This window comes from Pseudomonas sp. MTM4 (genome assembly GCF_019355055.1).
GTDB lineage: Bacteria > Pseudomonadota > Gammaproteobacteria > Pseudomonadales > Pseudomonadaceae > Stutzerimonas.
In genome coordinates this window covers 2243273-2265522 of sequence record NZ_CP048411.1, presented here as the reverse complement: position 1 = coordinate 2265522, position 22250 = coordinate 2243273, and the positions used below count along the sequence as shown (strand labels likewise).

Genomic DNA, 22250 nt, shown 5'->3' with positions numbered 1-22250 from the left:
GAATGCCCGTGACAGAGAAATAGAGGAAGGAAAGCCCCGCCGCTGGGGCGGGTCAGAACAATCCGGCAAAGCTACCGGAATGCTCATGGCAGGGCAAACCACCGGCCATGCCTCAGCGTGATGGCATTTTGCCGCTCAACGGGGCATCATTGCGTTCTTTTCGCGTTAGCTGTATGGCTTTTCTCGCCTTATCACATAGGTCCGATCCGCTTGGCCGATACTGATCCCCTTCAGCCGCGCTCGTCCCGTCCCGAGTGGTTCACCAGGCTCGGCCAGCTGGCGGGCCGGGTGTTTAGCCGCTGTCTGTCGCCCCGGCGTTCTGTTTCCCGTTGGCAAGCGTTGCGCTATTCAGACTCCATACTGGACGCCATCGAAGAGCGTATCGTCATCAGCGACCTCACCGGTCGGCTGCAGTATCTCAATAGCCAGGCCGGGTCGATGTTCGGCCTGAACAATCGAGACGTGGGACGTTATCGACTGCAGGAGCTGCTGCCGACGCTCTGCCGCGATGCATTCGAGGCCGGCGATCCGCGCTCCGATCTCGATTTGGAGCCCGTGCGACGGCTGCAGGATGGGGAAACACACCTATATTCCATGACCCGCCGAGCACTGTGCCTGGGCGGCAATGCGCAGCCTTCCGGTTTCGTCTGGGTCATGCGCGACATCACGCGTGAGCAGCAGGCGCAGACAGCGCTGGCGGAGCGGGAGCGCTTCTGGTCCGAGGTGCTGCGTGCGGTGCCCGACACGCTTTACGTGCAGGATCTAACGGCGGGCAAGCTGCTGTTCAGTAATAACAATCTGGCCTCGCGCCTGGGTTACAGCGAAGAGGAGCGTGGCGAGGAAGCCAATTTCTTCTGGCAGCGCATCAGTCACCCGGACGACCAGGAATACATCGCGCGGCTACTCGCCCTGCGCGGCTCGATGACCGACGGTCAGAGCCAGGAATCTCTGCTGCGTTGGCGCCATCGTAACGGCAAATGGCATTGGTTCAGCGTTTCCGAACAGGTGCTGGCGCGCGATGAGCAGGGACGGGTGCAGCGGCTGATCGGCGTGGCCCGGGACGTCACCGCTAATATCGAGCACAGCCATTCCCTGCGTGTCAGTGAACGTCGGTACCGCATGCTGGCCGACAGCCTGCGCGATCTGATCTTCACCACTGACAGCGCGGTACGCATCAATTACATCAGCCCGTCGGTGCAGACCATGCTGGGCTACAGCCCGGAATGGGTGGCCCGTCATGGTCTGGATCGGGTAGTGACCAAGCCGCGCCAGGCCGCCGGCTTCTACGATTTGATGCGCAGAGTGCGCAAGGCTTCGGCCAATCCGGCAGCGATCGCTGAACTCGGCCAGAGTCTGCAAGGCGAAACGTTGTACTTCGATTGTGTTGCCGCCGACGGTCGAACGCTCGCGCTCGAGTTGCGCGTCATGTTGCTCTGGAACGAAAACAATCGTTTCGATGGCACTCTGTGCATCGCCCGTGACATAAGCGAGCAGCGCCAGGCGGAGAAGGCGCTGCGCCGCGCGGCGACGGTATTCGACCATTCCACCGCCGCTATCGTGGTCACCGATCCTGCTGGGCAGATCGTCCAGGTCAACGCGGCGTTCCAGCGCATCACCGGTTATCGCACCGACGAGATACTGGGCAAGCTGCCGACGGCGCTCAGCGCGGATCGACAGCAAGCCAACCAGATGACCTTCGTTCGCGACAAGATTCTTCAAGCTGGCACCTGGGAAGGCGAGTTCTGGCTCAAGCGCAAAGAGGGCGAAACCTATCCGTGCTGGGTCGGCATTACCGCCGTGCGCGACGCTGAAAACGACTTGGTCAGCTACGTCTGCTTCTTTAGCGACATGAGCGAGCGCAAGGCCAGCGAGAAACGCATCCATCGCCTGGCCTATTACGATGGCCTGACTCAGTTACCCAACAGGACGCTGTTCCAGGACCGCCTGCACAGCAGCCTGCAACTGGCCGCACGACGCGGTGGCTGGGTGGTGCTGATGTTTCTCGACCTGGATCGGTTCAAGCCAATCAACGACTCGCTGGGCCACGCCGCGGGCGATCGGATGCTTAAGGATGTCGCCGCGCGTCTGGCTTCGTGCGTCGACGAGGACGATACGGTGGCGCGCATGGGCGGTGACGAGTTCACCTTTCTTCTGCGCCCAAGCGGCGACCGCGATGAAGCCCTGAGCCGTGCAATTCAGGTTGCCGAACGCATTCTGGCCAGCCTGGCCGAGCCATTCGTGCTGTCGGGTCGGGAGTTCTTCGTCACCGCCAGCATCGGCATCGCGCTCAGCCCGCAGGATGGCAACGACCTCAGCCAGTTGATGAAGAACGCCGATACGGCGATGTACTACGCCAAGGAGCGCGGCAAGAACAACTTCCAGTTCTACCAGGCCGAGATGAATGCCCGCGCGCTGGAACGTTTAGAACTGGAAAGCGATCTGCGCCACGCGCTCGAGCAGCGGCAGTTGGTGCTGCATTACCAGCCGCAATTCCTCGTCGATGGCCACACCCTGACCGGCGTGGAGGCGCTGTTGCGTTGGCAGCACCCACTGCGTGGCCTGGTACCGCCAGACGATTTCATCCCGGCGCTGGAAGAGCTTGGGCTGGTGGTGGAAGTCGGCGACTGGGTGCTCCGCGAAGCCTGCCGGCAGATCGTCGAGTGGCAGGCGCAGGGGCTGGTCGTGCCGAAAGTCTCGGTGAACCTTTCCGCCAGGCAGTTCGCCGATGGTCGGCTCGGTCAGCGCATCGCGGCGATTCTGGCGTCCAGCGACATCCTGCCGGGCCGGCTGGAGCTGGAGCTGACCGAAAGCATTCTGATGCAGGATGTGAATGGAGCGATGCGCACCCTCGACTCGCTCAAGCGCCTCGGACTCTCCCTTGCGATCGACGATTTCGGCACCGGCTATTCCTCGCTGAATTATCTGAAGGCGTTCCCTATCGACGTGCTGAAGATCGACCGCAGCTTCGTCGACGGCGTGCCGGCGGGCGAGCAGGACACGCAGATCGCTCACGCAATCATCGCCATGGCGCACAGCCTCAGACTGTCAGTGATCGCCGAAGGAGTGGAAACACAGGCGCAGCTGGATTTTTTGCGCGAGCATGACTGCGATGAAGTGCAGGGTTACTTCCTCGGCCGACCGATGCCTGCCGACGGGTTGTCGATCTATTTGAGTGAGGATCGGACGATCGACAGAACTGTCGCAGACTAAGCGTGGTGCGCGAAACGCCGACCGTATTTTTCGCAACGACCAGCTTTCCAGTCTCCCGCGCCTTTTCCCCATCTCAGCATTCATGTTGCCTATGACCACAGTTCATACCCGCGATCTGGTGGATGGGGTAGAATCCGCGCCTCTCTTTTATCCAACGCCAGCTGATTCTCAGGGGACCGCCATGTTCAGCCGTGATTTGACCCTCGCCAAATACGACGCCGATCTTTTCGCTGCCATGGAGCAGGAAGCCCAGCGCCAGGAAGACCACATCGAGCTGATCGCCTCGGAGAACTACACCAGCCCGGCGGTGATGGAAGCCCAGGGTTCGGTGCTGACCAACAAGTACGCCGAAGGATATCCGGGCAAGCGCTACTACGGTGGTTGCGAGCACGTCGACGTGGTCGAGCAGCTGGCCATCGATCGCGCCAAGGAGTTGTTCGGCGCCGACTACGCCAACGTTCAGCCGCACGCCGGTTCCCAAGCCAACGCCGCCGTCTATCTGGCGCTGCTCAGCGCTGGTGACACCATTCTCGGCATGAGCCTGGCCCACGGCGGTCACCTGACCCACGGCGCATCCGTTTCCTCCTCCGGCAAGCTGTACAACGCCGTGCAGTACGGCATCAACGACCAGGGCCTGATCGACTACGACGAAGTCGAGCGCCTGGCCGTCGAGCACAAGCCGAAGATGATCGTTGCCGGTTTCTCCGCCTACTCGCAACTGTTGGACTTCGCCCGCTTCCGCGAAATCGCCGACAAGGTCGGTGCCTACCTGTTCGTCGACATGGCCCACGTGGCCGGCCTGGTTGCCGCAGGCGTCTACCCGAACCCGGTGCCCTTCGCCGACGTGGTCACCACCACCACCCACAAGACCCTGCGCGGCCCACGCGGCGGCCTGATCCTCGCCAAGGCCAACGCCGAGATCGAGAAGAAGCTCAACTCCGCCGTCTTCCCCGGCGCCCAGGGCGGCCCGCTGGAGCACGTGATCGCCGCCAAGGCCGTGTGCTTCAAGGAAGCGCTACAGCCCGAGTTCAAGGAATACCAGCAGCAAGTGGTGAAGAACGCCCAGGCCATGGCCGAAGTGTTCATCCAGCGCGGCTTCGATGTGGTCTCCGGCGGTACCCAGAATCACCTGTTCCTGCTGAGCCTGATCAAGCAGGACATCACCGGTAAGGACGCCGATGCGGCCCTGGGCAACGCTCACATCACCGTGAACAAGAACAGCGTGCCGAACGATCCGCGCTCGCCTTTCGTCACTTCCGGCCTGCGCATCGGTACCCCGGCCGTTACCACCCGTGGCTTCAAGGAAGCCGAGTGCCGTGATCTCGCCGGCTGGATCTGCGACATTCTCGACAAGATGGGCGACGAGTCGGTGATCGACGCGGTGCGTGGCAAGGTCGAGGCGGTCTGCGCCAAGTTCCCGGTCTACGGTAAGTAATAGTCAGCGCAGCATGGAGAAGCCCGGTCATTTGCCGGGCTTTTTCGTTTCTGCCTGAAATGAATTCGCAGCGTTCAGCAAGATTGGTGTTATCCGGGGAGCCTCGATGCAGCTCAGACACAAGATCGCCGCACTCAGCATCCTGCCATTGCTGCTGGCTGTGGCGGTGGTCTGCGCGCTGGTGTTGTTCCAGAACCAGCGCCTCGGTGAGCAACAGGCGCAACTGATCGAAAGCAGCATCCTGGCGAGCAAGCAGGCCGAGCTGAAGAACTACGTCGAAATGGCCCTCAGCACCATCGCGCCACTCTACGACACCGGCCTCGACGATGAAGAAACCCAGCGGAAGGTGCTCGCCGCGTTAGGACGCTTCAGTTTCGGCAGCGACGGTTACTTCTTCGTCTACGACCGCAATGGGCGCAACCTGATGCATCCGCGGCAGAGCGAGCTGGTCGGCAAGGACCTGTGGCACATGACCGACCCCAACGGTCTGCCGGTGATCCAGGCCCTGATGCACAGCGCCGAGACCGGCAAAGGCTTCCAGCGCTACGTCTGGCAGAAGCCCTCGACCGGCCAGTTCGCGGCGAAACTGGCCTATGTGGTGATGCTCGAACGCTGGGGCTGGATGCTCGGGACCGGCATCTACCTCGAGGATGTGGACCAGGCGATTCTGCTGGTGCGTGAAGAGGTTGCCAGCGGCATCCACACCACCATGCTGGCGATTGCTGCCGTGGCGCTGGTGGCCGTATTGCTGGTTTTCGCTAGCGGGCTGACGCTGAACGTCAGTGAGCGACGCTTGGCCGACCGCAAGCTGCAGCTGCTGACTCAGCGCATCGTCAGCCTGCAGGAAGAAGAGCGCTCGCGGGTCTCCCGAGAGTTGCACGACGGTATCAGTCAGTTGCTGGTGTCGATCAAGTTCCAGTTCGAGCTGGCCAGCCACGAACTGGCCAGCGGCAACCCGAAGGTGCAGACGACACTTGATATGGGTATCGAGCGACTGGCCGGCGCGATAGGCGAGGTGCGGCGAATCTCTCACGATCTGCATCCCTCACTGCTCGACACGCTGGGATTATCGGCGGCGATAGGCCAGCTCGTAGCCGAGTTCGAGCAGCGCAGCGGACTGAAGATGCGATACAGCAACGCGCTTGGCGACGAAGATCCGGACGATTCGGTGGCCGTCGCGCTGTTCCGGGTCTTGCAGGAGGCGCTGACCAATATCGACCGGCACGCCGCGGCGCAGTCTGTTCATATCAGCCTGGACGGGGACGAAGCCTCTGTGCGCTTGCGCGTTCGAGACGACGGCATCGGCTTCGACCCGCGTCGGCTCGATAGCATGAAGGGCAGCGGTATCGGCCTGCGCAACATCCGTGAACGGGTGGAGCACTTCGGAGGACGTTTCAGCCTGCTATCGGCCGCCGGCGGTACCGAGCTGGACGTGACCTTGCCGGCACGGGCCGGCTGACAAACATGGATATCCAAATAATAAGAGGCTCGCTCAATGAACCCGAAAGCTCGCATAAAGGTGGTACTGATCGACGACCATGCCTTGGTCCGGGACGGCATCCGCGCGCTGCTGATGGCCGTGCCCGAATTGGATGTAGTAGGGGAGGCCGGCTGCGGTGCCGAGGCGATCGACCTACTCGAACGTGTGTCGGCAGACGTGGTGCTGATGGACATTGGGCTAAAGGACGTCAACGGCCTCGAACTGACGCAATCGCTGCGCGAGCGCTTTCCAGGGATTCGCGTGCTGATTCTGAGCATGTACGACAATCAGGAGTACGTGACCACCTCGGTGAAAGTCGGCGCCCACGGTTACGTGCTGAAGGATGCGCCATCGCGCGAGATCATCGTCGCAATCGAGGCGATTGCTGCCGGTAACACCTACTACAGCGAAGGGATTGCCGAGAAACTGGCCAGCCGCGGCGGCGAAGAGCGCGAACTGACGCCACGCGAGCGCGAGGTGTTGCTCATGCTCGCCCAGGGGCATAACAACAAGACCATGGCGCGTGCGCTGCAAATCAGTGTTCGGACGGTGGAAACCCATCGGCTGAGCATCCGCCGCAAGCTCGATATCGATCGGCCTGCGGATCTGATGAAGCATGCGATGGTGCATGGCTGGTTGCCGGGACAGCACTAACGGCGGTTGTCAGGTTCAAACGCAGGCGGTGTGGTCCGTTGGACGCTGCTGCGATATTGAATGCAACCAACAGTCTCCGGAATCTACATGCCTGACAAATCACTCGGAGTGAGGCCTCCGCCTCCGCTGGTCTACCTGATCTTTATCGGCTCTGCCTGGGCGTTGTCGAGCGGGGTGCCGCTCGACCTGCCGGTGCATGAGCTGGCGTCCTGTGCCGGCTGGGCCTCGATTGTGATAGGCGTCCTGCTGATGGTCTGGGCGGCATGGGAGATGTTTCGCCATCGCACCACCATCAACCCCTATGGCAAGCCGAGCAGCCTGTTGCAGAGCGGGCCGTTCGGCTTTTCGCGCAACCCGATCTACTTGGCCGATACGATGATCTATTGCGGCATTGCGTTGCTGCTTGCCAGTCTCTGGCCCTGGCTGCTGCTACCCTTGCTGTTTCTCTGCATGCAGCGCACCGTGATCGTTCACGAAGAGCATTTGCTGACGAGTCTGTTTGGCGACGAATACCGCGCCTACCGGCGGCGAGTGCGCCGTTGGCTCTGAGCGCCGCTTTGGCAGGGCGGGCTCGTCTTGTCAGTTCACAGAAGTTTACCGGGAGCTGAAATCATGACCGAAAACACCCACGACCGTCGGCGTTTCCAGCGTATCGACTTCGACGCCGTAACGGAGCTCGCTCAGGGGCAGAACCGCTGGCCGGTGGAGCTGCACGATTTGTCATTGAAAGGATTGCTGGTCCATCGCCCGTCGAGCTGGGATGCCGACTCCGCGCAACCGTTTCATGCGCGGATTCGTCTATCGGACGATGCGGAAGTGCGCATGGAAGTCGAGATGGCGCATGCCGAAGGCGAGCTGATCGGCCTGGTCTGTCGCCATATCGATGTCGAATCGATCAGCCATTTACGGCGTCTGGTCGAACTCAATCTGGGCGATGAAGCGTTGCTCGACCGCGAGCTGGCTGCGCTTGGCGAGCCCTGAGCAAGCTATTCGAACAACGCATCCAGCGCCTGCTCCAGACGCGTCACCGCGATGATCTGCAGCCCTGCCGGCGCTTCCTTCGGCGCGTTGCCCTTGGGCACGATGGCGCGTTTGAAACCGTGCTTGGCCGCTTCCTTCAGGCGTTCCTGGCCGCTCGGTACCGGGCGGATTTCGCCGGACAGGCCCACTTCGCCGAATACCAGCAGATCGGTATCCAGCGGCCGGTTGCGCAGGCTGGAAATCACCGCCGCCATCAGCGCCAGATCCGCCGCTGTCTCCAGCACTTTTACGCCGCCGACAACGTTTATGAACACGTCCTGGTCGTAGGTCGGGATGCTGCCGTGGCGGTGCAGCACGGCCAGCAGCATGGCCAGGCGGTTCTGGTCCAGGCCCAGGGTGACGCGGCGCGGGTTGGCCAGGTGGCTGGTGTCCACCAGCGCCTGCACCTCCACCAACATCGGCCGGGTGCCTTCCCAGGTCGCCATGACCACGCTGCCGGGCACCGCTTCCTGGGCGCGGGTAAGGAAGATCGCCGAGGGGTTGGTGACTTCCTTCAGGCCCTTGTCGGTCATGCCGAACACGCCCAGCTCGTTGACCGCGCCGAAGCGATTCTTCACCGCGCGCAACAGGCGCAGGCGGCCATCGGACTCACCCTCGAAATACAGCACGGTGTCGACCATGTGCTCCAGCACGCGCGGGCCAGCCAGCGCGCCTTCCTTGGTCACGTGGCCGACCAGGAAGATCGCCGTGCCGCTCTGCTTGGCGAAGCGCACCAGCAGCGCCGCGCTTTCCCGTACCTGGGCAACGCCGCCGGGCGCCGATTGCAGCTGCTCGGTGAAGATGGTCTGGATCGAGTCGATGACCATCACCTTGGGCTTTTCCAGCCGCGCGGTGGCGATGATGGATTCGATGCAGGTTTCGGTCATCACCTTCAATTTGTCCTGCGGCAGATCCAGCCGCCGCGCGCGCATGGCCACTTGCTGCTGGGATTCCTCGCCGGTGACATAGAGCGCCGGGAAGCGCTGGGCGATGGCGCAGAGTGTCTGCAGCAGGATGGTGGACTTGCCGATGCCCGGATCACCGCCGATAAGCACCACCGAACCGTCCACCAGGCCTCCGCCGAGCACACGGTCCAGTTCACCGGACGCGGTGGAAAAGCGCGGCACTTCTTCGACGCTGACTTCGGCCAGAGTCTTGATGTTGGCCTGCTCGCCCGCCCATCCGGCACGGCCCGATGGCGGGGCGGCGCCGTCAATGATCGTTTCGACAAGGGTGTTCCAGGCGCCGCAATCGCTGCACTGGCCGGCCCATTTGGGAAAGGTCGAGCCGCACTCGGTGCAGCCGTACATGCGCTTGGCCTTGGCCATGGGAACTCCGCGTCGGGGAAATGGAGTCGCATGATAACGGCTGGCTTGATCGGCATCAGCTACAAGCGGCGCGCGAACGGCCAGACTGTGGGCAAACGACCAGGAGTGAAGTGCCATGCGCCATCTGTTGTTTCTGCATTTGCTGGGCGCCAGCGTCTGGGTCGGCGGCCATCTGGTGCTGCTGTTCAGCGTATTGCCCTGCGCGTTGCGCGGTCGTGACGTGCAGCCGGTGCGCCATTTCGAGCAGCTTTACGAACGGGTCGGCATTCCTGCCTTGCTGGTGCAGATCATCACGGGCGTCTGGCTGGCCCGGCGCTGGTTGCCGCATTCGCAGTGGTTCGGCGACTCACCCATCGCTCACCTGGTCCAGGCCAAGCTGGTCTTGCTAGCGCTTACTGCTGCGCTAGGCGTGCACGCGCGGCTGGCGCTGATTCCGAAGCTGGACGCGCAGCGCCTGCCGCAGTTGGGCGTGCATATTGTGCTGATTACCCTGACGGCGGTGGCGTTCGTCTGGGTCGGATCGGGATTCCGGTTTGGTGGGTTGTTCTAGACCGATCACCATCTACGAACGCCATTCGCCAGCAAGCTCGCTCCAAAGGTATAACGCGGTCTCGGCTTTTGCAGGAACAGCGAGGCTGCCTAGTCTTGCTGCGAAGATCTATAAACACGGCCGGCAAATGAAAAAAAGCCCGCCATAACGGCGGGCTTCGGCTGTATTTGTGGGCACTTAGCCGCAGCAGCCGCCACAGCAACTGCCGGAGGCACGCTTGAGGTCTCGGGCGATATCGTCCTTCAAGGTCTCACGCTCCTGCTTGAGCGCCTCGAGCGCTGCGTCGTCTATGTTTACGGCGCTGCTGATGCGCTTGTCCAGCGCTTCGTATTCCTCAGTCTTACGAGCGAAGACTGGGTTTTCCATGCGCAGTTTTTGCAGCTGCTCGCGTTTTTCTGGGAAGTCCTTGATCAATGCGTGATGTTCGACGTGCATGGAGCTGCTCCGGAGATGTACAGGGGAGCAACTACCTTAGCGTTGCGGCCGATTTACCCGGTTGACGGCGATCAAGCGATCGATATCCTCGCGCTCCAGCCGTCGGAGTGCGGCCCGCTCTGGTATGCGATCCGAAGGGTGCCTATGCTCTACAACGGTTGTTACGCCGTATTACGACGGCATTCCGATGCAAGCCAATTACCGTAAGGATTTTTCGATATGAGTCTGATCAGCGAATTCAAGGCGTTTGCCGTCAGGGGCAATGTGATCGACATGGCCGTGGGCATTATCGTCGGTGCAGCCTTCACCAAAATCGTTTCGTCTTTCGTTGCGGATGTGGTCACTCCGCCGCTGGGACTGTTGATCGGCGGGGTGGACTTCTCGGACCTGGCCATCGTGCTCAAGCAGGCTGTGGGTGATACACCGGCGGTCACTCTGAGCTACGGACGCTTCGTCCAAACGGTATTCGACTTCGCCATTGTGGCGTTCGCCATCTTCCTGGCGGTCAAGGCCATCAATCACCTCAAGCGCAAGGAAGCCGAAGCGCCATCGGCCCCGCCAGCGCCCTCCAAGGAAGAGGTGCTGTTGACCGAAATTCGCGATGCGTTGCGCGCGCAGAACCGGTCCTGAATCGTCTCCCTAGCGCCCGAGCAGCGGCCCCTTGCTCGGGCCAGGTCGGTGCCGGGGAGGAGCCGTTCAAGGCGGCGAGCTGAACGGTTCGCTCACTGGGTGGTAAAGGGATACTGAAAGGAACTCCCGGCGCGGGCGCCGGGGAAGCAGAGTGGCTTATTCCGGCTTCGGCGTAGTCGCCGTGCTAGCCGGTAGTAGCGGATAGGCCACCTGCGGTTGCTCACCGGTCAGGCTCTGCAGGAAGGCGGTGATGGCCTTGACCTCGTCATCCTCGAGCTGACGACCGAGCTGGCTGTCACCCATGATGGCCACGGCCTGTTCAAGATCCCACACCTCGCCGCTGTGGAAGTAGGGCGGCGTCAGCGCGATGTTGCGCAGCGGGGCGGCGCGGAACACGTATTCGTCGGCGGCGGTGTTGGTTACGGCGAAGCGACCCTTGTCATCTTCCGGCAGTATGTCGGCCCCCGGCTTCTTGATCACGCCAAAGGGGAAGTAGCTCTGGCCGCCGACGTTGACGCCGTTGTGGCAGGCGATGCAGCCGGCATCCATGAACAGCGCCAGGCCTTCCTTCTGCTGCGCATCCAGCGCCTCGTCGTCACCCTTGAGGAAGCGGTCGAACGGCGAGTTGGGCGTGGTCAAGCTAACTTCGAAGGCCTCCAGGGCATAGGCCATATTGTCGAAGCTGACCGGGTCCTTGTCCTTGGGGAACGCCTTGGTGAACTCGGCGACATATTCGGGAATGCTCTTGAGCGTCGCTTCCACGCGCTCCGGCGTGCTGTTCATCTCGACGCTGGCCTGCACGGGGCCTTTGGCCTGTTCCTGCAGGTCCTTGGCGCGGCCATCCCAGAACTGCGCGGCGTTGAATACGGCGTTGAGCACGGTCGGTGAGTTGCGCGGCCCTTTCTGCCAGCCATGGCCGATGGAGGTGGTGACGTTGTCGCTGCCGCCGATGCTGAGGTTGTGGCAGGTGTTGCAGCTGATCACGTGGCTGCGCGACAGGCGCGGATCGAACCACAGCTTGTGCCCAAGTATCGCCTGGTCTTCGCTGACGGTCTGGCCACGGACTTCGGTGACCTTATCCGGGATCGGCTGGAAAATGGCGTTGGCGCGGTCGCGCAGTTCGTCGGCATGGGCGGTGCCGGCGACCAGCAGCAAACCGCTGAGCAGCAGAGGAAGTGGGGCGCTCATCAGTGGGGCTCCTTATAGATGTTGGCAGGTTCTAGGAGGCCTGTTTCCGTCGAGCGACGGCTTGATTCAGGTCAAGCGATAGCGAGCTTCAGACGCTTGCTATCAATTAGCTCGCTACTAAATGTTTCGACGTTAGTTGCGTTGAAGCCCGGTGATCTGGTCAAGAAAAATGCCCACTCGATCTTCCGCCTCTGAGCCGCGCGCTTGTCGTACGCCGTCTCGGGGCGCTCGCCTGCCAGCCTTGCAGCAGGGCAGTGGCAACGCCAGAATGGCGGCATCAATCGTGGTCAAACGGCCACTCCAGCAAGGATTTCCGATGCCCCAAACTGACGCTGCCGGCCTGCGCCTGGCGCCCGAGGCGCTGACCCGCCCCTTCGAACCCAGCCAGTTCGACTTCAAAACCACTGATGAACTGGAACCTTTCCTGGGCGTTCTTGGCCAGGAGCGAGCCGTCGAGGCCTTGCAATTCGGCGTGGCGATGCCGCGTCCCGGTTACAACGTCTTCGTGATGGGCGAGCCGGGTACGGGGCGTTTCTCCTTCGTGCGGCGCTATCTCAAGGCTGAAGGCAAGCGTCTGGATACGCCGTCGGATTGGGTGTACGTGAATAATTTCGACGAGCCCCGCGAGCCGCGCGTGGTGGAACTGCCACAGGGCGGCGCGGGTGAATTCATCGCCGACATCGGTCAACTGATCGACAATCTCATGGCGACCTTCCCGGCGGTGTTCGAGCATCCGAGCTTTCAGCAGAAGAAGAGCGCCATCGACCGCGCCTTCAATCAGCGCTACGACAAGGCGCTGGATGTGATCGAGAAGCTCGCGCTGGAGAAAGAAATCGCGCTTTACCGCGACAGCAGCAATATCGCCTTCACGCCGATGAAAGACGGCAAGTCGATGGACGAAGCCGAGTTCGCGCAACTGCCGGAGGCGGATCGCGAGCGCTACCACGAGGATATTTCCGCACTGGAAGTGCAGCTGAACGAGGGGCTCGCCAGCCTGCCGCAGTGGAAGCGCGAGTCGAGCAATCAATTGCGTCAGCTCAACGATGAAACCATCAGCCAGGCATTGCAGCCGCTGCTAGCGCCGCTATCGGAAAAATACGGTGAAAACGCGAGCATCGAAGCTTATTTACAGGCCGTGCAAGTCAATCTGCTGAAGACCGTGGTGGAGCAGCTGGTCGACGAGAATCGCCCCGACGCCCAGACCCGCCAGCTGCTGGAAGAGCAGTACAGTCCGAGCCTGGTGGTCGGGCATCCGCTGGACGGCGGCGCGCCGGTGGTGTTCGAACCGCACCCGACCTACGACAACCTGTTCGGTCGCATCGAGTACAGCACCGATCAGGGCGCGCTTTACACCAGTTATCGCCAGCTGCGTCCGGGTGCGCTGCACCGCGCTAATGGCGGCTTCCTGATGCTCGAAGCGGAAAAGATGCTCGGCGAGCCTTTCGTCTGGGAGGCGCTCAAGCGTGCGTTGCAGTCGCGCAAGCTGAAAATGGAATCGCCGCTGGCCGAGCTAGGGCGTCTGGCCACTGTCACCCTGACGCCGGAAGTCATACCGCTCAACGTCAAGGTGGTGATCATTGGCTCTCGGCAGCTGTACTACACCCTGCAAGACCTGGATCCAGATTTCCAGGAGATGTTCCGCGTACTGGTCGACTTCGACGAGGAGATCCCGCTGGCCGAGGACAGCCTCGAACAGTTCGCCCAGCTGATGAAGACGCGCACCTCGGAAGAGGGCATGGCGCCGCTGACCGCAGCGGCGGTGGCGCGTCTGGCGACCTACAGCGCGCGCCTGGCCGAGCATCAGGGGCGCTTGTCGGCGCGTATCGGCGATCTGTTCCAACTGGTCAGCGAAGCGGATTTCATCCGTCAGTTGGCCAAAGACGAGGTGACCGATGTTGGCCATATCGAGCGAGCGCTGAAAGCCAAGGCGACTCGGACCGGCCGTGTCTCGGCGCGAATTCTCGAGGACATCCTCGCCGGAGTCATCCTCATCGACAGCGAAGGTGCGGCCATCGGCAAGTGCAACGGCCTCACTGTGCTGGAAGTCGGCGACTCGGCGTTCGGCATGCCAGCGCGCATCTCCGCCACCGTTTATCCGGGTGGCTCGGGGATCGTCGATATCGAACGCGAGGTCAACCTCGGCCAGCCGATTCACTCCAAGGGCGTGATGATCCTGACCGGCTTTCTCGGCAGCCGCTACGCACAGGAATTCCCGCTTGAGATTTCCGCCAGCATCGCGCTGGAACAGTCCTACGGGTACGTCGATGGCGACAGTGCATCGCTGGGCGAATGTTGCGCGTTAATCTCAGCCATTTCACGTACGCCGTTGAAGCAGTGCTTCGCCATCACCGGCTCGATCAACCAGTTCGGTGAAGTGCAGGCGGTTGGTGGGGTGAACGAGAAGATCGAAGGCTTCTTCCGTCTCTGCGAGGCGCGCGGTTTAACCGGCGAGCAGGGCGCGATCATACCTTTCGCCAATGTGACCACTCTGATGCTTGATGAGCGTGTGCTGGAAGCCGTACGTCAGGGGCGCTTCCACGTGTATGCGGTCCGCCATGTGGATGAGGCGCTTTCGCTGCTGGTGGGCGAGCCGGTAGGTGCGGCGGACAAGGACGGAAACTTCCCCCGAGGCAGCGTTAACGGACGGGTAGTGGAGCGCTTGCGCGATATCGCCGAGATCGAACTCGAGGATGACAGCAAAAGCGATGCGGCGTCTCCAGAGGAGGTGCTGGCACAAGCGAAGGGGGGCGAGCAGAGCTGACCGGTTCTGCATTGAGCAAAAACCGGACGGAACGATACGGCCGGCGGCGGGTCTGCAGTGGACGAGAATTCCCACTCTCTGTCCACATGGTTATCCACAACTTCTGGGGATAAACAGGTTGGCCCGCCCATTCGTCCTGGATGACGGTGCGCAACCGAGCGCGAGGATCGCCGTCATGTCTCAAACACTCTGTCTGAACCGTCAATGCCTGGGTCTGGTTACCCGTATCGAATGCATCATTCGTCCACTAAACGGCGGACAAGGCTTGTGGACCTTGCTTTGTGCGGCCGGTATCGACGCCGGCCAACCCACCGCGATCAAGGCGCAGGGCCCATTCCATGGGCCTCGCGAGGCCGAGACGGTGCTGCAGGCGATCGCCAGCAATCTTCACGGGCAGGGCTATTGTGAGTCCGATTCGCCATCGATCTGGCAGCTGCACATGCACGCCGAGCTGCGCAAGATCAACGCCAATCAGGCTCGCTATCTGAGCGGTTGGGAATCCAGAACCTGATTCCTGGCCACGCTCGTGCTGGGCGAGCAGGGCTGACTTTGCGAATCGAGTCGGCGCTCAAGATTCTTATCCACAAGAAAAATCTGCTGTCATAAAGGCATTCTTGAAGGCGCTGTGGCGCTGCGTATACTCGCTGCCGATATCAGCTCCTCAAGTGAGAACAGATGGAACGCTTCGTCGAGAACACCATGTATGCGGCCCGCTGGCTGCTTGCCCCTATCTATTTCGGCCTGGCGTTTGCCCTGCTGGCATTAGCGATCAAGTTCTTTCAGGAGATCTGGCACATCCTCCCGGCCGTGCTTTCGCTGAGCGAAGGCGATCTGATCCTCAAATTGCTCTCGCTGATCGACATGGCGCTGGTCGGTGGCCTGCTGGTCATGGTGATGCTTTCTGGCTACGAGAATTTCGTATCGCAACTGAACGTCGATGAGGGCAAGGAAAAGCTAGATTGGCTGGGGAAGATCGATTCCGGCTCGTTGAAAATGAAGGTCGCGGCATCGATTGTGGCGATCTCATCCATTCATCTATTGCGCATGTTCATGGATGCTCAGCAGCTAGAGAGCGAGCAATTGATGTGGTACGTGATCATTCACTTGACGTTCGTATTCTCCGCCTTCGCCATGGGTTATCTGGACAAGATCACCAAGCACTGAGTGCAAATCGTCCAGCTGCCACAAAGTGCGTGCGTGCGTGCGTGGGCGGGCAGGCCGGGCCGCAAGCTGTGCTAGGCTAGCCGCCCTTTTTTCCTGCGGAGCCCAGGCATGACCGACCTCAACCTAACCACCGACGAAACGCGCGTGAGCTATGGCATCGGCCGCCAGCTGGGCGATCAGCTGCGCGAGAATCCGCCGCCCGGCATCAGCCTGGATGCGGTCATCGCTGGGATCCGCGATGCCTTTGGCGGTGTGGCCAGCCAAGTCAGCCCGGAAGACCTGAACGCCAGCTTCGCCGTGATCCGTGAGCGCATGCAGGCCGAAGCCCAGCAGAAAGCCGAAGCCGCGGCAGGCGAAGGCAAGGCGTTCCTGGCTGATAATGCCAAGCGCGAAGGCGTTACCACGCTGGCTTCGGGCCTGCAGTATGAAGTCCTGACCGCTGGTGAAGGCGCTAAGCCGACCCGCGAGGACCAGGTTCGTACGCATTACCACGGCACTTTGATCGACGGCACCGTCTTCGACAGCTCCTACCAGCGCGGCCAGCCTGCAGAGTTTCCTGTGGGCGGTGTAATCGCCGGGTGGACCGAAGCGCTGCAACTGATGGGCGTCGGCAGCAAGTGGCGTCTCTATGTGCCGAGCGAACTGGCCTACGGCGCCCAGGGTGTCGGCAGCATTCCTCCGCACAGTGTGCTGGTCTTCGATGTCGAACTGCTCGCGGTTCTGTAAGTCGCCATAGGACCTGTTGGCGTTTCGGCGCGGTCGAAGCGCCCTTGGCCGATTCATTCGGCCAGTAGACGCAACAGGCCGAACAAGTTCGGCTCGACAGGGCCTGGAGAAGTGGTCCTTCACCGTCACGAACGAAACGCCTGTAGGACCGAATTATTTCGGCCAATGCGTTCGGCCTCAGGGGCGCAACGCCCGGGCATAGGAGAACAGGAACAGGTTGCGTACCTGTTCCTTGAGCACGCAGGGTTCGCTGGTGCTCAGCTCCTGCAGATCCAGATCGCCCTGGTCACGAAGTTCGTTCAGGGCGTCTCCCTCCAACGAAATGCACACCGCACCGGTATCGCGATCGAGTATGCGCAGGTAGGGTTGTGGGCGGTCCAGCCATGCATCAATCAGATAAGTCATGTTCGGCTCCAGTTGATTTCCTTAATGAGAATAATTGCTATTTGCAAAGATGCAAGCGCAAAAATGCTCGCCGGGATCAATGGCGGAGCGGACTGAAGGAAGGGCGAGGTGGGCTGATAGGAAACTGAAGGGTGCCAGTTGCACCCTGTTTTGCTGGATCAGTGCGTGCGAGCGACGGCGAAGCGGCTGAGCTCTACCAGTGCATCGCGATACGCGTTGGCCGGAAGCAGTTCAAGACAGGCGATTGCTCGATCAGCATAGTCGCGCGCCAGGCGTGCAGTGTAGTCCAGTGCGCCGCAAGCTTGTACGGCGCTGCGGATGCTTTCGAGGTCTTCGATACCGCCTTTCTGGATAGCCTTGCGCACCAGTGCGGCCTGCTCATCAGTGCCTTCGCGCATGGTATAGATCAGCGGCAGGGTCGGCTTGCCTTCAGCCAGGTCGTCGCCGACGTTCTTGCCCAGGGTTTCGGCATCTCCCTGGTAATCAAGCAGGTCATCGACCAGCTGGAAGGCAATGCCAAGATAGTCGCCAAAGGTGCGCAGCGCTTCGCGTTGTTCCTCATCGGCCTCGGCCAGAGTGGCGGCGCTGTGGGTGGAGGCTTCGAACAGCATGGCCGTCTTGCCGCGAATGACCTCCATATAAATTTCTTCGGTGGTGCTGGCGTCGCGAACCTTGGACAGCTGCAGCACCTCGCCTTCGGCAATTACACGCGTGGCCTGGGAAATGATGCGCATAACTGGCATCGAGCCCAGTGCAACCATCATTTCGAATGAGCGCGCATAAAGGAAGTCGCCCACCAGTACGCTCGGGGCGTTGCCCCATAGCGCATTGGCGGTAGAGCGGCCACGGCGCATGCCGGACATGTCGACCACATCGTCATGCAGCAGGGTCGAGGTGTGCAGGAATTCGATGATGGCAGCCAGCAGACGCAGCTGATCACCCTTGAGGCCGAGCGCGTTACCGCTGAGCAGCACCAGCAGGGGGCGCAGACGTTTGCCTCCGGCCGAGGTGATGTAATCCCCGATCTTTTCCACCAGCGGTACGCGAGACGTTAGCTGGTTGCGGATGATGCCATCGACGGCGGCAAAATCATCAGCCACGACTTGATAAAAGGCCTGGGGTTGCATCGGAAGCCGGTACTCCTCGGAGGTTGCGCGGCATGCTATGGGGCGGGTCATGGACTGTCAAGGCAAGGCCCGGCGGCTATTGCGCAGGCCCGGGCGCATGCGTACAATCGCGGACCCTGAACTTCCCCCTGGGCATTTCCCTGCCTTACGCAATTGCAAGAGCGTCCCTCCGGACCTCGAGCAGCCATGCCAGCCACCAACTATTTCACTTAAGCGCTGGGTGAGCAGGATCAACGGAGATACATAGATGTACGCAGTTATCGTAACCGGCGGCAAGCAGTACAAGGTTGCCGAAGGTGAATACCTCAAGATTGAAAAACTCGAAGTCGCAACCGGCGAAGCTGTCACTTTCGACCGCGTTCTGCTGGTCGGCAACGGCGACGACGTGAAGATCGGTGCTCCGGTAGTCGAAGGCGCCAAGGTCACTGCTGAAGTGATCGCTCAAGGCCGTCACGACAAGGTCACCATCATTAAATTCCGTCGTCGTAAGCACCACATGAAGCGTCAGGGCCACCGTCAGTGGTTCACTGAGGTCAAAATCACCGGTATTCAGGGCTAATCGGGCCTGAATCCCCTTATAGGAGTATTGAACTCATGGCACACAAAAAAGCTGGCGGTTCTACCCGCAACGGTCGCGACTCAGAAGCCAAACGACTTGGCGTGAAGATGTACGGCGGCCAGGTCATCAAGGCCGGTAACATCATCGTGCGTCAACGCGGCACCCAGTTCCACGCCGGTTACGGCGTTGGCATGGGCAAGGATCACACCCTGTTCGCGAAAGTCGAAGGCGTGATCAAGTTCGAAGTGAAGGGCGCTTTTGGCCGTCGCTACGTGAGCGTCGTCGCAGCCTAACTGCGGTGTTGCTGGAAAAGCCCTGTCATGCGACGGGGCTTTTTTGTTTCTGTATCCTCTATAGGGCTCTTGCAAAACACTGCTTTGCTCTAGTTTTCGATGGGTTCTGCAAGACCCTTATATTCCTGTTTTCTAGCCCGTCCTTGCGGCGGGAGGCGTTCCCATGAAATTCGTCGATGAAGTATCGATTTTTGTAAAGGCCGGTGACGGTGGTAATGGCATGATGAGCTTCCGTCGCGAGAAGTTCATCGAGAAAGGCGGCCCCAACGGCGGCGATGGTGGTGATGGCGGCTCCATTTATCTGATGGCCGACGAAAACCTCAACACGCTGGTCGACTACCGCTACACCCGCCGCTTCAATGCGCCGAATGGCCAGAAAGGTGGCAGCACCGAATGTACTGGTGCCAAGGGCGAGGATTTGGTTCTGCCGGTACCAGTTGGCACGACGGTGATCGATGCGGCAACGCAGGAAGTCATCGGCGATCTGACCAAGCCTGGTCAGCGCCTGCTGGTCGCGCAGGGTGGCTGGCATGGCCTGGGTAACACACGTTTCAAATCAAGCACCAACCGAGCGCCTCGGCAAACCACGCCGGGCAAGCCGGGTGATGCGCGCGATTTGAAGCTTGAGTTGAAAGTGCTGGCAGACGTCGGCCTGCTGGGCTTGCCCAATGCCGGCAAGAGCACGTTCATTCGCTCCGTGTCGGCTGCCAAGCCGAAGGTCGCGGATTACCCGTTCACCACGCTGGTGCCGAACCTGGGCGTGGTCAGCGTGGGACGCTACAAAAGCTTCGTGATTGCCGACATTCCGGGCCTTATCGAAGGTGCATCTGAAGGTGCGGGTTTGGGGATTCGTTTCCTCAAGCACCTGGCGCGTACGCGTTTGCTGCTGCACTTGGTTGACATGGCGCCGCTCGATGAAAGTGATCCTGCCGATGCGGCCGAAGTCATTCTCAACGAGCTTGAGAAATTCAGCCCCGCGCTGGCTCAGCGTGATCGCTGGCTGGTGCTGAACAAGGCTGATCAGCTGCTCGACGAGGAGCGCGAGGAGCGCATGCGTCAGGTGGTGGAGCGTCTCGAGTGGACTGGGCCGGTTTTCGTGATTTCCGCGTTGGAGCGGGAAGGTACCGAGGAATTGAGCCAGGCGATTATGCGTTATCTGGATGAGCGAGCGCTGCGTATTAGCGAAGAGCCGGCCTATGCCGAGGCGCTTGCCGAGCTGGATCAGCAGATCGAAGACGAGGCGCGTGCCCGTCTGCAGGCGCTTGACGATCAGCGGGCGTTGCGCCGCGCTGGCGTCAAGCCGGTAGATGAGGTGGATGACGACGACTTCGATGATGACGACGATGACGAGGGCGGCGCGGAAATCTTCTACGTGCGTTAAGGCTTGTGGTGGTGATTTGCGGATCTTTGTGCGGGTGCTCGGTGGGCTGGCTGGTCCGTTGCCCGCCGGTATGGTTTTGGCCGGATATTGGATAGAAGGCGGGATCGATGCGGGACAAGGTGAGCGGCGCGCGGCGCTGGGTAGTTAAGATCGGCAGCGCTTTGCTGACCGCTGATGGTCGCGGTCTCGATCAGGCGGCTATGGCTGTCTGGGTCGATCAGATGGTGGCGCTGCGGCAGGCCGGGGTCGAACTGGTGCTGGTTTCTTCCGGCGCGGTCGCTGCCGGCATGAGTCGCCTTGGTTGGGCGGCACGGCCCAAGGCTGTTCACGAGCTGCAGGCTGCGGCTGCGGTGGGGCAGATGGGGCTGATTCGCGCTTGGGAGGCCAGTTTCGGTCGTTGCGAGCAGCAAACTGCCCAGGTGCTGGTCACTCATGACGATCTGTCTGACCGTAAGCGCTATCTGAATGCGCGAAGCACGCTGCGTACGCTGATAGATCTAGGTGTGGTGCCGGTCATCAATGAGAACGATACCGTCGTCACCGACGAGATCCGTTTCGGTGATAACGATACCCTTGGCGCGCTGGTAGCTAATCTGGTCGAGGCCGACTTGCTGGTCATTCTCACCGATCGCGACGGTATGTTCGATGCCGACCCGCGGACTAATCCCGACGCCAATCTGATCAGTGAGGCGCGCGCTGATGATCCTGCGCTGGACGCAGTGGCAGGTTCGACGGGCGGCGCGCTGGGCCGTGGCGGTATGCAGACCAAACTGCGCGCGGCGCGCTTGGCGGCGCGTTCGGGGGCTCATACGGTGATTGTCGGTGGGCGCATCGAGAGCGTGTTGACGAGGCTGAAGGCTGGAGAACAGTTGGGTACCCTGTTGGCGCCGGAGTGCAGTCGTCATGCCGCACGCAAGCAGTGGCTCGCGGGGCATCTGCAGACGCGGGGGTCGCTAACACTGGACGCCGGTGCGGTGCAGGCGCTCAAGCAGGGGAATCGCAGTTTGCTGCCGGTCGGTGTCAAGGCGGCGCAGGGCGGGTTTCGGCGGGGCGAAATGGTGGTCTGCGTGGGGCCGGAAGGGCAGGAGGTTGCCCGCGGTCTGGTCAACTACAACGCTGCTGAGGCTCAGCGAATCTTGGGGCATTCATCCGACGAAATCGAGAAGCTGCTTGGTTATGTCGACGAGCCTGAGCTTATTCACCGCGACAACATGATTCTGGTATGAGGCGCTCGATGCGGTTGGCGAAGGCTTTGATGGTGCTGCTGGTCTGTCCGGCAGTCAGCATGGCGCGTGAAGTGGGTGAGGTCGACACGGTTTTCAAGTGGCTCGGGCCGAATCACAAGATCGTCGTGGAGGCGTTCGATGATCCCAAGGTCGAGGGTGTTACCTGCTATTTGTCTCGCGCCAGAACCGGCGGCATCAAGGGCGGGCTCGGCCTTGCCGAAGATCGCGCCGAGGCCTCTATTGCCTGCCGACAGGTTGGGCCGATTCGCATGAGTGATGAGCTTGAAGATGGTGAGGTCGTGTTCAAGGAGCGGACCTCGCTGGTGTTCAAGACCATGCAGGTGGTGCGCTTTTTCGATGAGGCGCGTAATACGCTGGTTTATCTGGTTTACAGCGACCGGGTGATCGAAGGTAGCCCGCAGAATGCCGTAACGGCGATTCCAATACTCCCCTGGATGCAAAATCCATAGGCGGCGAAGCCAGGCATTGCGCCTGTAAGGTTCGTAGCTCGTAGGGTGCGCTCCGCGCACCGAAACTTGGTGCCAGGCCTGGCTCGTTTCGGTCCGGCTTTGCCCAGTGCGCGGAGCGCACCCTACACCGACCAAGCTATTGTCAGCTCGACGGCCGCTTGGCTGATGTACGTTTTTCTTAAGTTCTCTTTCCTGCGGAGGAGGGCTT

General features: G+C 61.1%; 22 protein-coding genes. 17 read left to right on the top strand and 5 right to left on the bottom strand.

All coding sequences use genetic code 11. The features are described 5' to 3' along the window. The first annotated feature begins 210 nt into the window (after positions 1-210). The 6 genes from GYM54_RS10340 to GYM54_RS10315 all read left to right on the top strand — a co-directional run bounded on the left by GYM54_RS10340 (position 211) and on the right by GYM54_RS10315 (position 7760). Positions 211-3210: an EAL domain-containing protein gene (locus GYM54_RS10340; protein ID WP_231752249.1), complete on the top strand. Its 3000-nt coding sequence runs from the start codon at positions 211-213 to the stop codon at positions 3208-3210. A 181-nt stretch (positions 3211-3391) separates the two neighbouring features. Continuing rightward, positions 3392-4645, top strand: coding sequence for a serine hydroxymethyltransferase (gene glyA / locus GYM54_RS10335; protein ID WP_181104928.1), 1254 nt, complete (start codon positions 3392-3394; stop codon positions 4643-4645). Between the two features lie 106 nt (positions 4646-4751). After that, positions 4752-6104: a cache domain-containing protein gene (locus GYM54_RS10330; protein WP_197445933.1), complete on the top strand. Its 1353-nt coding sequence runs from the start codon at positions 4752-4754 to the stop codon at positions 6102-6104. A gap of 36 nt (positions 6105-6140) precedes the next feature. After that, positions 6141-6779 carry a response regulator transcription factor gene (locus tag GYM54_RS10325; RefSeq protein WP_131651894.1) on the top strand — a complete coding sequence of 213 codons (639 nt, stop codon included), beginning with the start codon at positions 6141-6143 and terminating at the stop codon, positions 6777-6779. An 87-nt stretch (positions 6780-6866) separates the two neighbouring features. Beyond that, positions 6867-7328: an isoprenylcysteine carboxylmethyltransferase family protein gene (locus GYM54_RS10320; RefSeq protein WP_181104924.1), complete on the top strand. Its 462-nt coding sequence runs from the start codon at positions 6867-6869 to the stop codon at positions 7326-7328. 63 nt (positions 7329-7391) lie between these two features. Continuing rightward, entirely contained in the window at positions 7392-7760 is a 369-nt protein-coding gene (locus GYM54_RS10315) for a PilZ domain-containing protein (protein ID WP_197445932.1), read from the top strand. Positions 7761-7765: 5 nt separating this feature from the next. Here the strand turns inward: GYM54_RS10315 and radA are convergent, their stop codons facing one another. Next, positions 7766-9127, bottom strand: a complete 1362-nt coding sequence (radA, locus tag GYM54_RS10310; protein WP_197445931.1) for a DNA repair protein RadA — start codon at positions 9125-9127, stop codon at positions 7766-7768. Positions 9128-9242: 115 nt separating this feature from the next. On the opposite strand from radA, the gene GYM54_RS10305 reads away from it, so the two are divergent. Next, positions 9243-9677 carry a CopD family protein gene (locus GYM54_RS10305; protein WP_197445930.1) on the top strand — a complete coding sequence of 145 codons (435 nt, stop codon included), beginning with the start codon at positions 9243-9245 and terminating at the stop codon, positions 9675-9677. 177 nt (positions 9678-9854) lie between these two features. Here GYM54_RS10305 and GYM54_RS10300 read toward each other — a convergent pair whose 3' ends face one another. After that, positions 9855-10112, bottom strand: coding sequence for a YdcH family protein (locus tag GYM54_RS10300; protein WP_197445929.1), 258 nt, complete (start codon positions 10110-10112; stop codon positions 9855-9857). Between the two features lie 219 nt (positions 10113-10331). On the opposite strand from GYM54_RS10300, the gene mscL reads away from it, so the two are divergent. Beyond that, entirely contained in the window at positions 10332-10742 is a 411-nt protein-coding gene (mscL, locus tag GYM54_RS10295) for a large-conductance mechanosensitive channel protein MscL (RefSeq protein ID WP_197445928.1), read from the top strand. 156 nt (positions 10743-10898) lie between these two features. On the opposite strand, the gene GYM54_RS10290 is transcribed toward mscL, so the two are convergent. Then, positions 10899-11930 carry a cytochrome-c peroxidase gene (locus GYM54_RS10290; RefSeq protein WP_197445927.1) on the bottom strand — a complete coding sequence of 344 codons (1032 nt, stop codon included), beginning with the start codon at positions 11928-11930 and terminating at the stop codon, positions 10899-10901. 316 nt (positions 11931-12246) lie between these two features. Between GYM54_RS10290 and GYM54_RS10285 the strand changes: the two genes are divergently transcribed. The 4 genes from GYM54_RS10285 to GYM54_RS10270 all read left to right on the top strand — a co-directional run bounded on the left by GYM54_RS10285 (position 12247) and on the right by GYM54_RS10270 (position 16581). After that, the gene (locus GYM54_RS10285; protein ID WP_181104916.1) at positions 12247-14691 is read left to right on the top strand and encodes a Lon protease family protein; all 2445 of its coding nucleotides are present in this window, start codon (positions 12247-12249) and stop codon (positions 14689-14691) included. Between the two features lie 175 nt (positions 14692-14866). After that, positions 14867-15202, top strand: a complete 336-nt coding sequence (locus GYM54_RS10280) for a hypothetical protein (protein ID WP_131651884.1) — start codon at positions 14867-14869, stop codon at positions 15200-15202. Positions 15203-15366: 164 nt separating this feature from the next. Beyond that, positions 15367-15855, top strand: a complete 489-nt coding sequence (locus tag GYM54_RS10275; protein ID WP_131651883.1) for a TIGR00645 family protein — start codon at positions 15367-15369, stop codon at positions 15853-15855. Positions 15856-15963: 108 nt separating this feature from the next. Continuing rightward, positions 15964-16581, top strand: a complete 618-nt coding sequence (locus tag GYM54_RS10270) for an FKBP-type peptidyl-prolyl cis-trans isomerase (RefSeq protein WP_131651882.1) — start codon at positions 15964-15966, stop codon at positions 16579-16581. A 177-nt stretch (positions 16582-16758) separates the two neighbouring features. Here the strand turns inward: GYM54_RS10270 and GYM54_RS10265 are convergent, their stop codons facing one another. Together GYM54_RS10265 and GYM54_RS10260 are read right to left on the bottom strand one after the other, a co-directional pair. Further along, positions 16759-16986 carry a hypothetical protein gene (locus tag GYM54_RS10265; protein ID WP_131651881.1) on the bottom strand — a complete coding sequence of 76 codons (228 nt, stop codon included), beginning with the start codon at positions 16984-16986 and terminating at the stop codon, positions 16759-16761. 158 nt (positions 16987-17144) lie between these two features. After that, a complete protein-coding gene (locus GYM54_RS10260) occupies positions 17145-18113 on the bottom strand; it encodes a polyprenyl synthetase family protein (RefSeq protein ID WP_181104914.1) in 969 nt (322 codons plus the stop codon). Between the two features lie 247 nt (positions 18114-18360). Between GYM54_RS10260 and rplU the strand changes: the two genes are divergently transcribed. From rplU to GYM54_RS10235, 5 genes are all read left to right on the top strand, one after another. Then, positions 18361-18672: a 50S ribosomal protein L21 gene (rplU, locus tag GYM54_RS10255; protein WP_058074502.1), complete on the top strand. Its 312-nt coding sequence runs from the start codon at positions 18361-18363 to the stop codon at positions 18670-18672. 35 nt (positions 18673-18707) lie between these two features. Further along, a complete protein-coding gene (gene rpmA, locus GYM54_RS10250) occupies positions 18708-18965 on the top strand; it encodes a 50S ribosomal protein L27 (protein ID WP_025240448.1) in 258 nt (85 codons plus the stop codon). Positions 18966-19128: 163 nt separating this feature from the next. Further along, a complete protein-coding gene (cgtA, locus tag GYM54_RS10245; protein WP_131651879.1) occupies positions 19129-20346 on the top strand; it encodes an Obg family GTPase CgtA in 1218 nt (405 codons plus the stop codon). Between the two features lie 107 nt (positions 20347-20453). Continuing rightward, positions 20454-21572, top strand: coding sequence for a glutamate 5-kinase (proB, locus tag GYM54_RS10240; RefSeq protein WP_181104912.1), 1119 nt, complete (start codon positions 20454-20456; stop codon positions 21570-21572). A gap of 8 nt (positions 21573-21580) precedes the next feature. After that, the gene (locus tag GYM54_RS10235; RefSeq protein WP_181104988.1) at positions 21581-22042 is read left to right on the top strand and encodes a CreA family protein; all 462 of its coding nucleotides are present in this window, start codon (positions 21581-21583) and stop codon (positions 22040-22042) included. The last annotated feature ends 208 nt before the right edge of the window (positions 22043-22250 follow it).

Excerpts from the sequence above, each read along its gene's own strand:
- glyA (WP_181104928.1), top strand. The coding sequence starts at position 3,392 with ATGTTCAGCCGTGATTTGACCCTCGCCAAATACGACGCCGATCTTTTC.
- GYM54_RS10300 (WP_197445929.1), bottom strand. The coding sequence starts at position 10,112 with ATGCACGTCGAACATCACGCATTGATCAAGGACTTCCCAGAAAAACGC.
- radA (WP_197445931.1), bottom strand. The coding sequence starts at position 9,127 with ATGGCCAAGGCCAAGCGCATGTACGGCTGCACCGAGTGCGGCTCGACC.
- GYM54_RS10325 (WP_131651894.1), top strand. The coding sequence starts at position 6,141 with ATGAACCCGAAAGCTCGCATAAAGGTGGTACTGATCGACGACCATGCC.
- GYM54_RS10260 (WP_181104914.1), bottom strand. The coding sequence starts at position 18,113 with ATGCAACCCCAGGCCTTTTATCAAGTCGTGGCTGATGATTTTGCCGCC.
- mscL (WP_197445928.1), top strand. The coding sequence starts at position 10,332 with ATGAGTCTGATCAGCGAATTCAAGGCGTTTGCCGTCAGGGGCAATGTG.
- GYM54_RS10280 (WP_131651884.1), top strand. The coding sequence starts at position 14,867 with ATGTCTCAAACACTCTGTCTGAACCGTCAATGCCTGGGTCTGGTTACC.
- GYM54_RS10305 (WP_197445930.1), top strand. The coding sequence starts at position 9,243 with ATGCGCCATCTGTTGTTTCTGCATTTGCTGGGCGCCAGCGTCTGGGTC.
- GYM54_RS10285 (WP_181104916.1), top strand. The coding sequence starts at position 12,247 with ATGCCCCAAACTGACGCTGCCGGCCTGCGCCTGGCGCCCGAGGCGCTG.
- GYM54_RS10270 (WP_131651882.1), top strand. The coding sequence starts at position 15,964 with ATGACCGACCTCAACCTAACCACCGACGAAACGCGCGTGAGCTATGGC.
- rplU (WP_058074502.1), top strand. The coding sequence starts at position 18,361 with ATGTACGCAGTTATCGTAACCGGCGGCAAGCAGTACAAGGTTGCCGAA.
- GYM54_RS10320 (WP_181104924.1), top strand. The coding sequence starts at position 6,867 with ATGCCTGACAAATCACTCGGAGTGAGGCCTCCGCCTCCGCTGGTCTAC.
- GYM54_RS10275 (WP_131651883.1), top strand. The coding sequence starts at position 15,367 with ATGGAACGCTTCGTCGAGAACACCATGTATGCGGCCCGCTGGCTGCTT.
- GYM54_RS10235 (WP_181104988.1), top strand. The coding sequence starts at position 21,581 with ATGCGGTTGGCGAAGGCTTTGATGGTGCTGCTGGTCTGTCCGGCAGTC.
- GYM54_RS10330 (WP_197445933.1), top strand. The coding sequence starts at position 4,752 with ATGCAGCTCAGACACAAGATCGCCGCACTCAGCATCCTGCCATTGCTG.
- proB (WP_181104912.1), top strand. The coding sequence starts at position 20,454 with ATGCGGGACAAGGTGAGCGGCGCGCGGCGCTGGGTAGTTAAGATCGGC.
- GYM54_RS10265 (WP_131651881.1), bottom strand. The coding sequence starts at position 16,986 with ATGACTTATCTGATTGATGCATGGCTGGACCGCCCACAACCCTACCTG.
- GYM54_RS10290 (WP_197445927.1), bottom strand. The coding sequence starts at position 11,930 with ATGAGCGCCCCACTTCCTCTGCTGCTCAGCGGTTTGCTGCTGGTCGCC.
- GYM54_RS10315 (WP_197445932.1), top strand. The coding sequence starts at position 7,392 with ATGACCGAAAACACCCACGACCGTCGGCGTTTCCAGCGTATCGACTTC.
- cgtA (WP_131651879.1), top strand. The coding sequence starts at position 19,129 with ATGAAATTCGTCGATGAAGTATCGATTTTTGTAAAGGCCGGTGACGGT.
- rpmA (WP_025240448.1), top strand. The coding sequence starts at position 18,708 with ATGGCACACAAAAAAGCTGGCGGTTCTACCCGCAACGGTCGCGACTCA.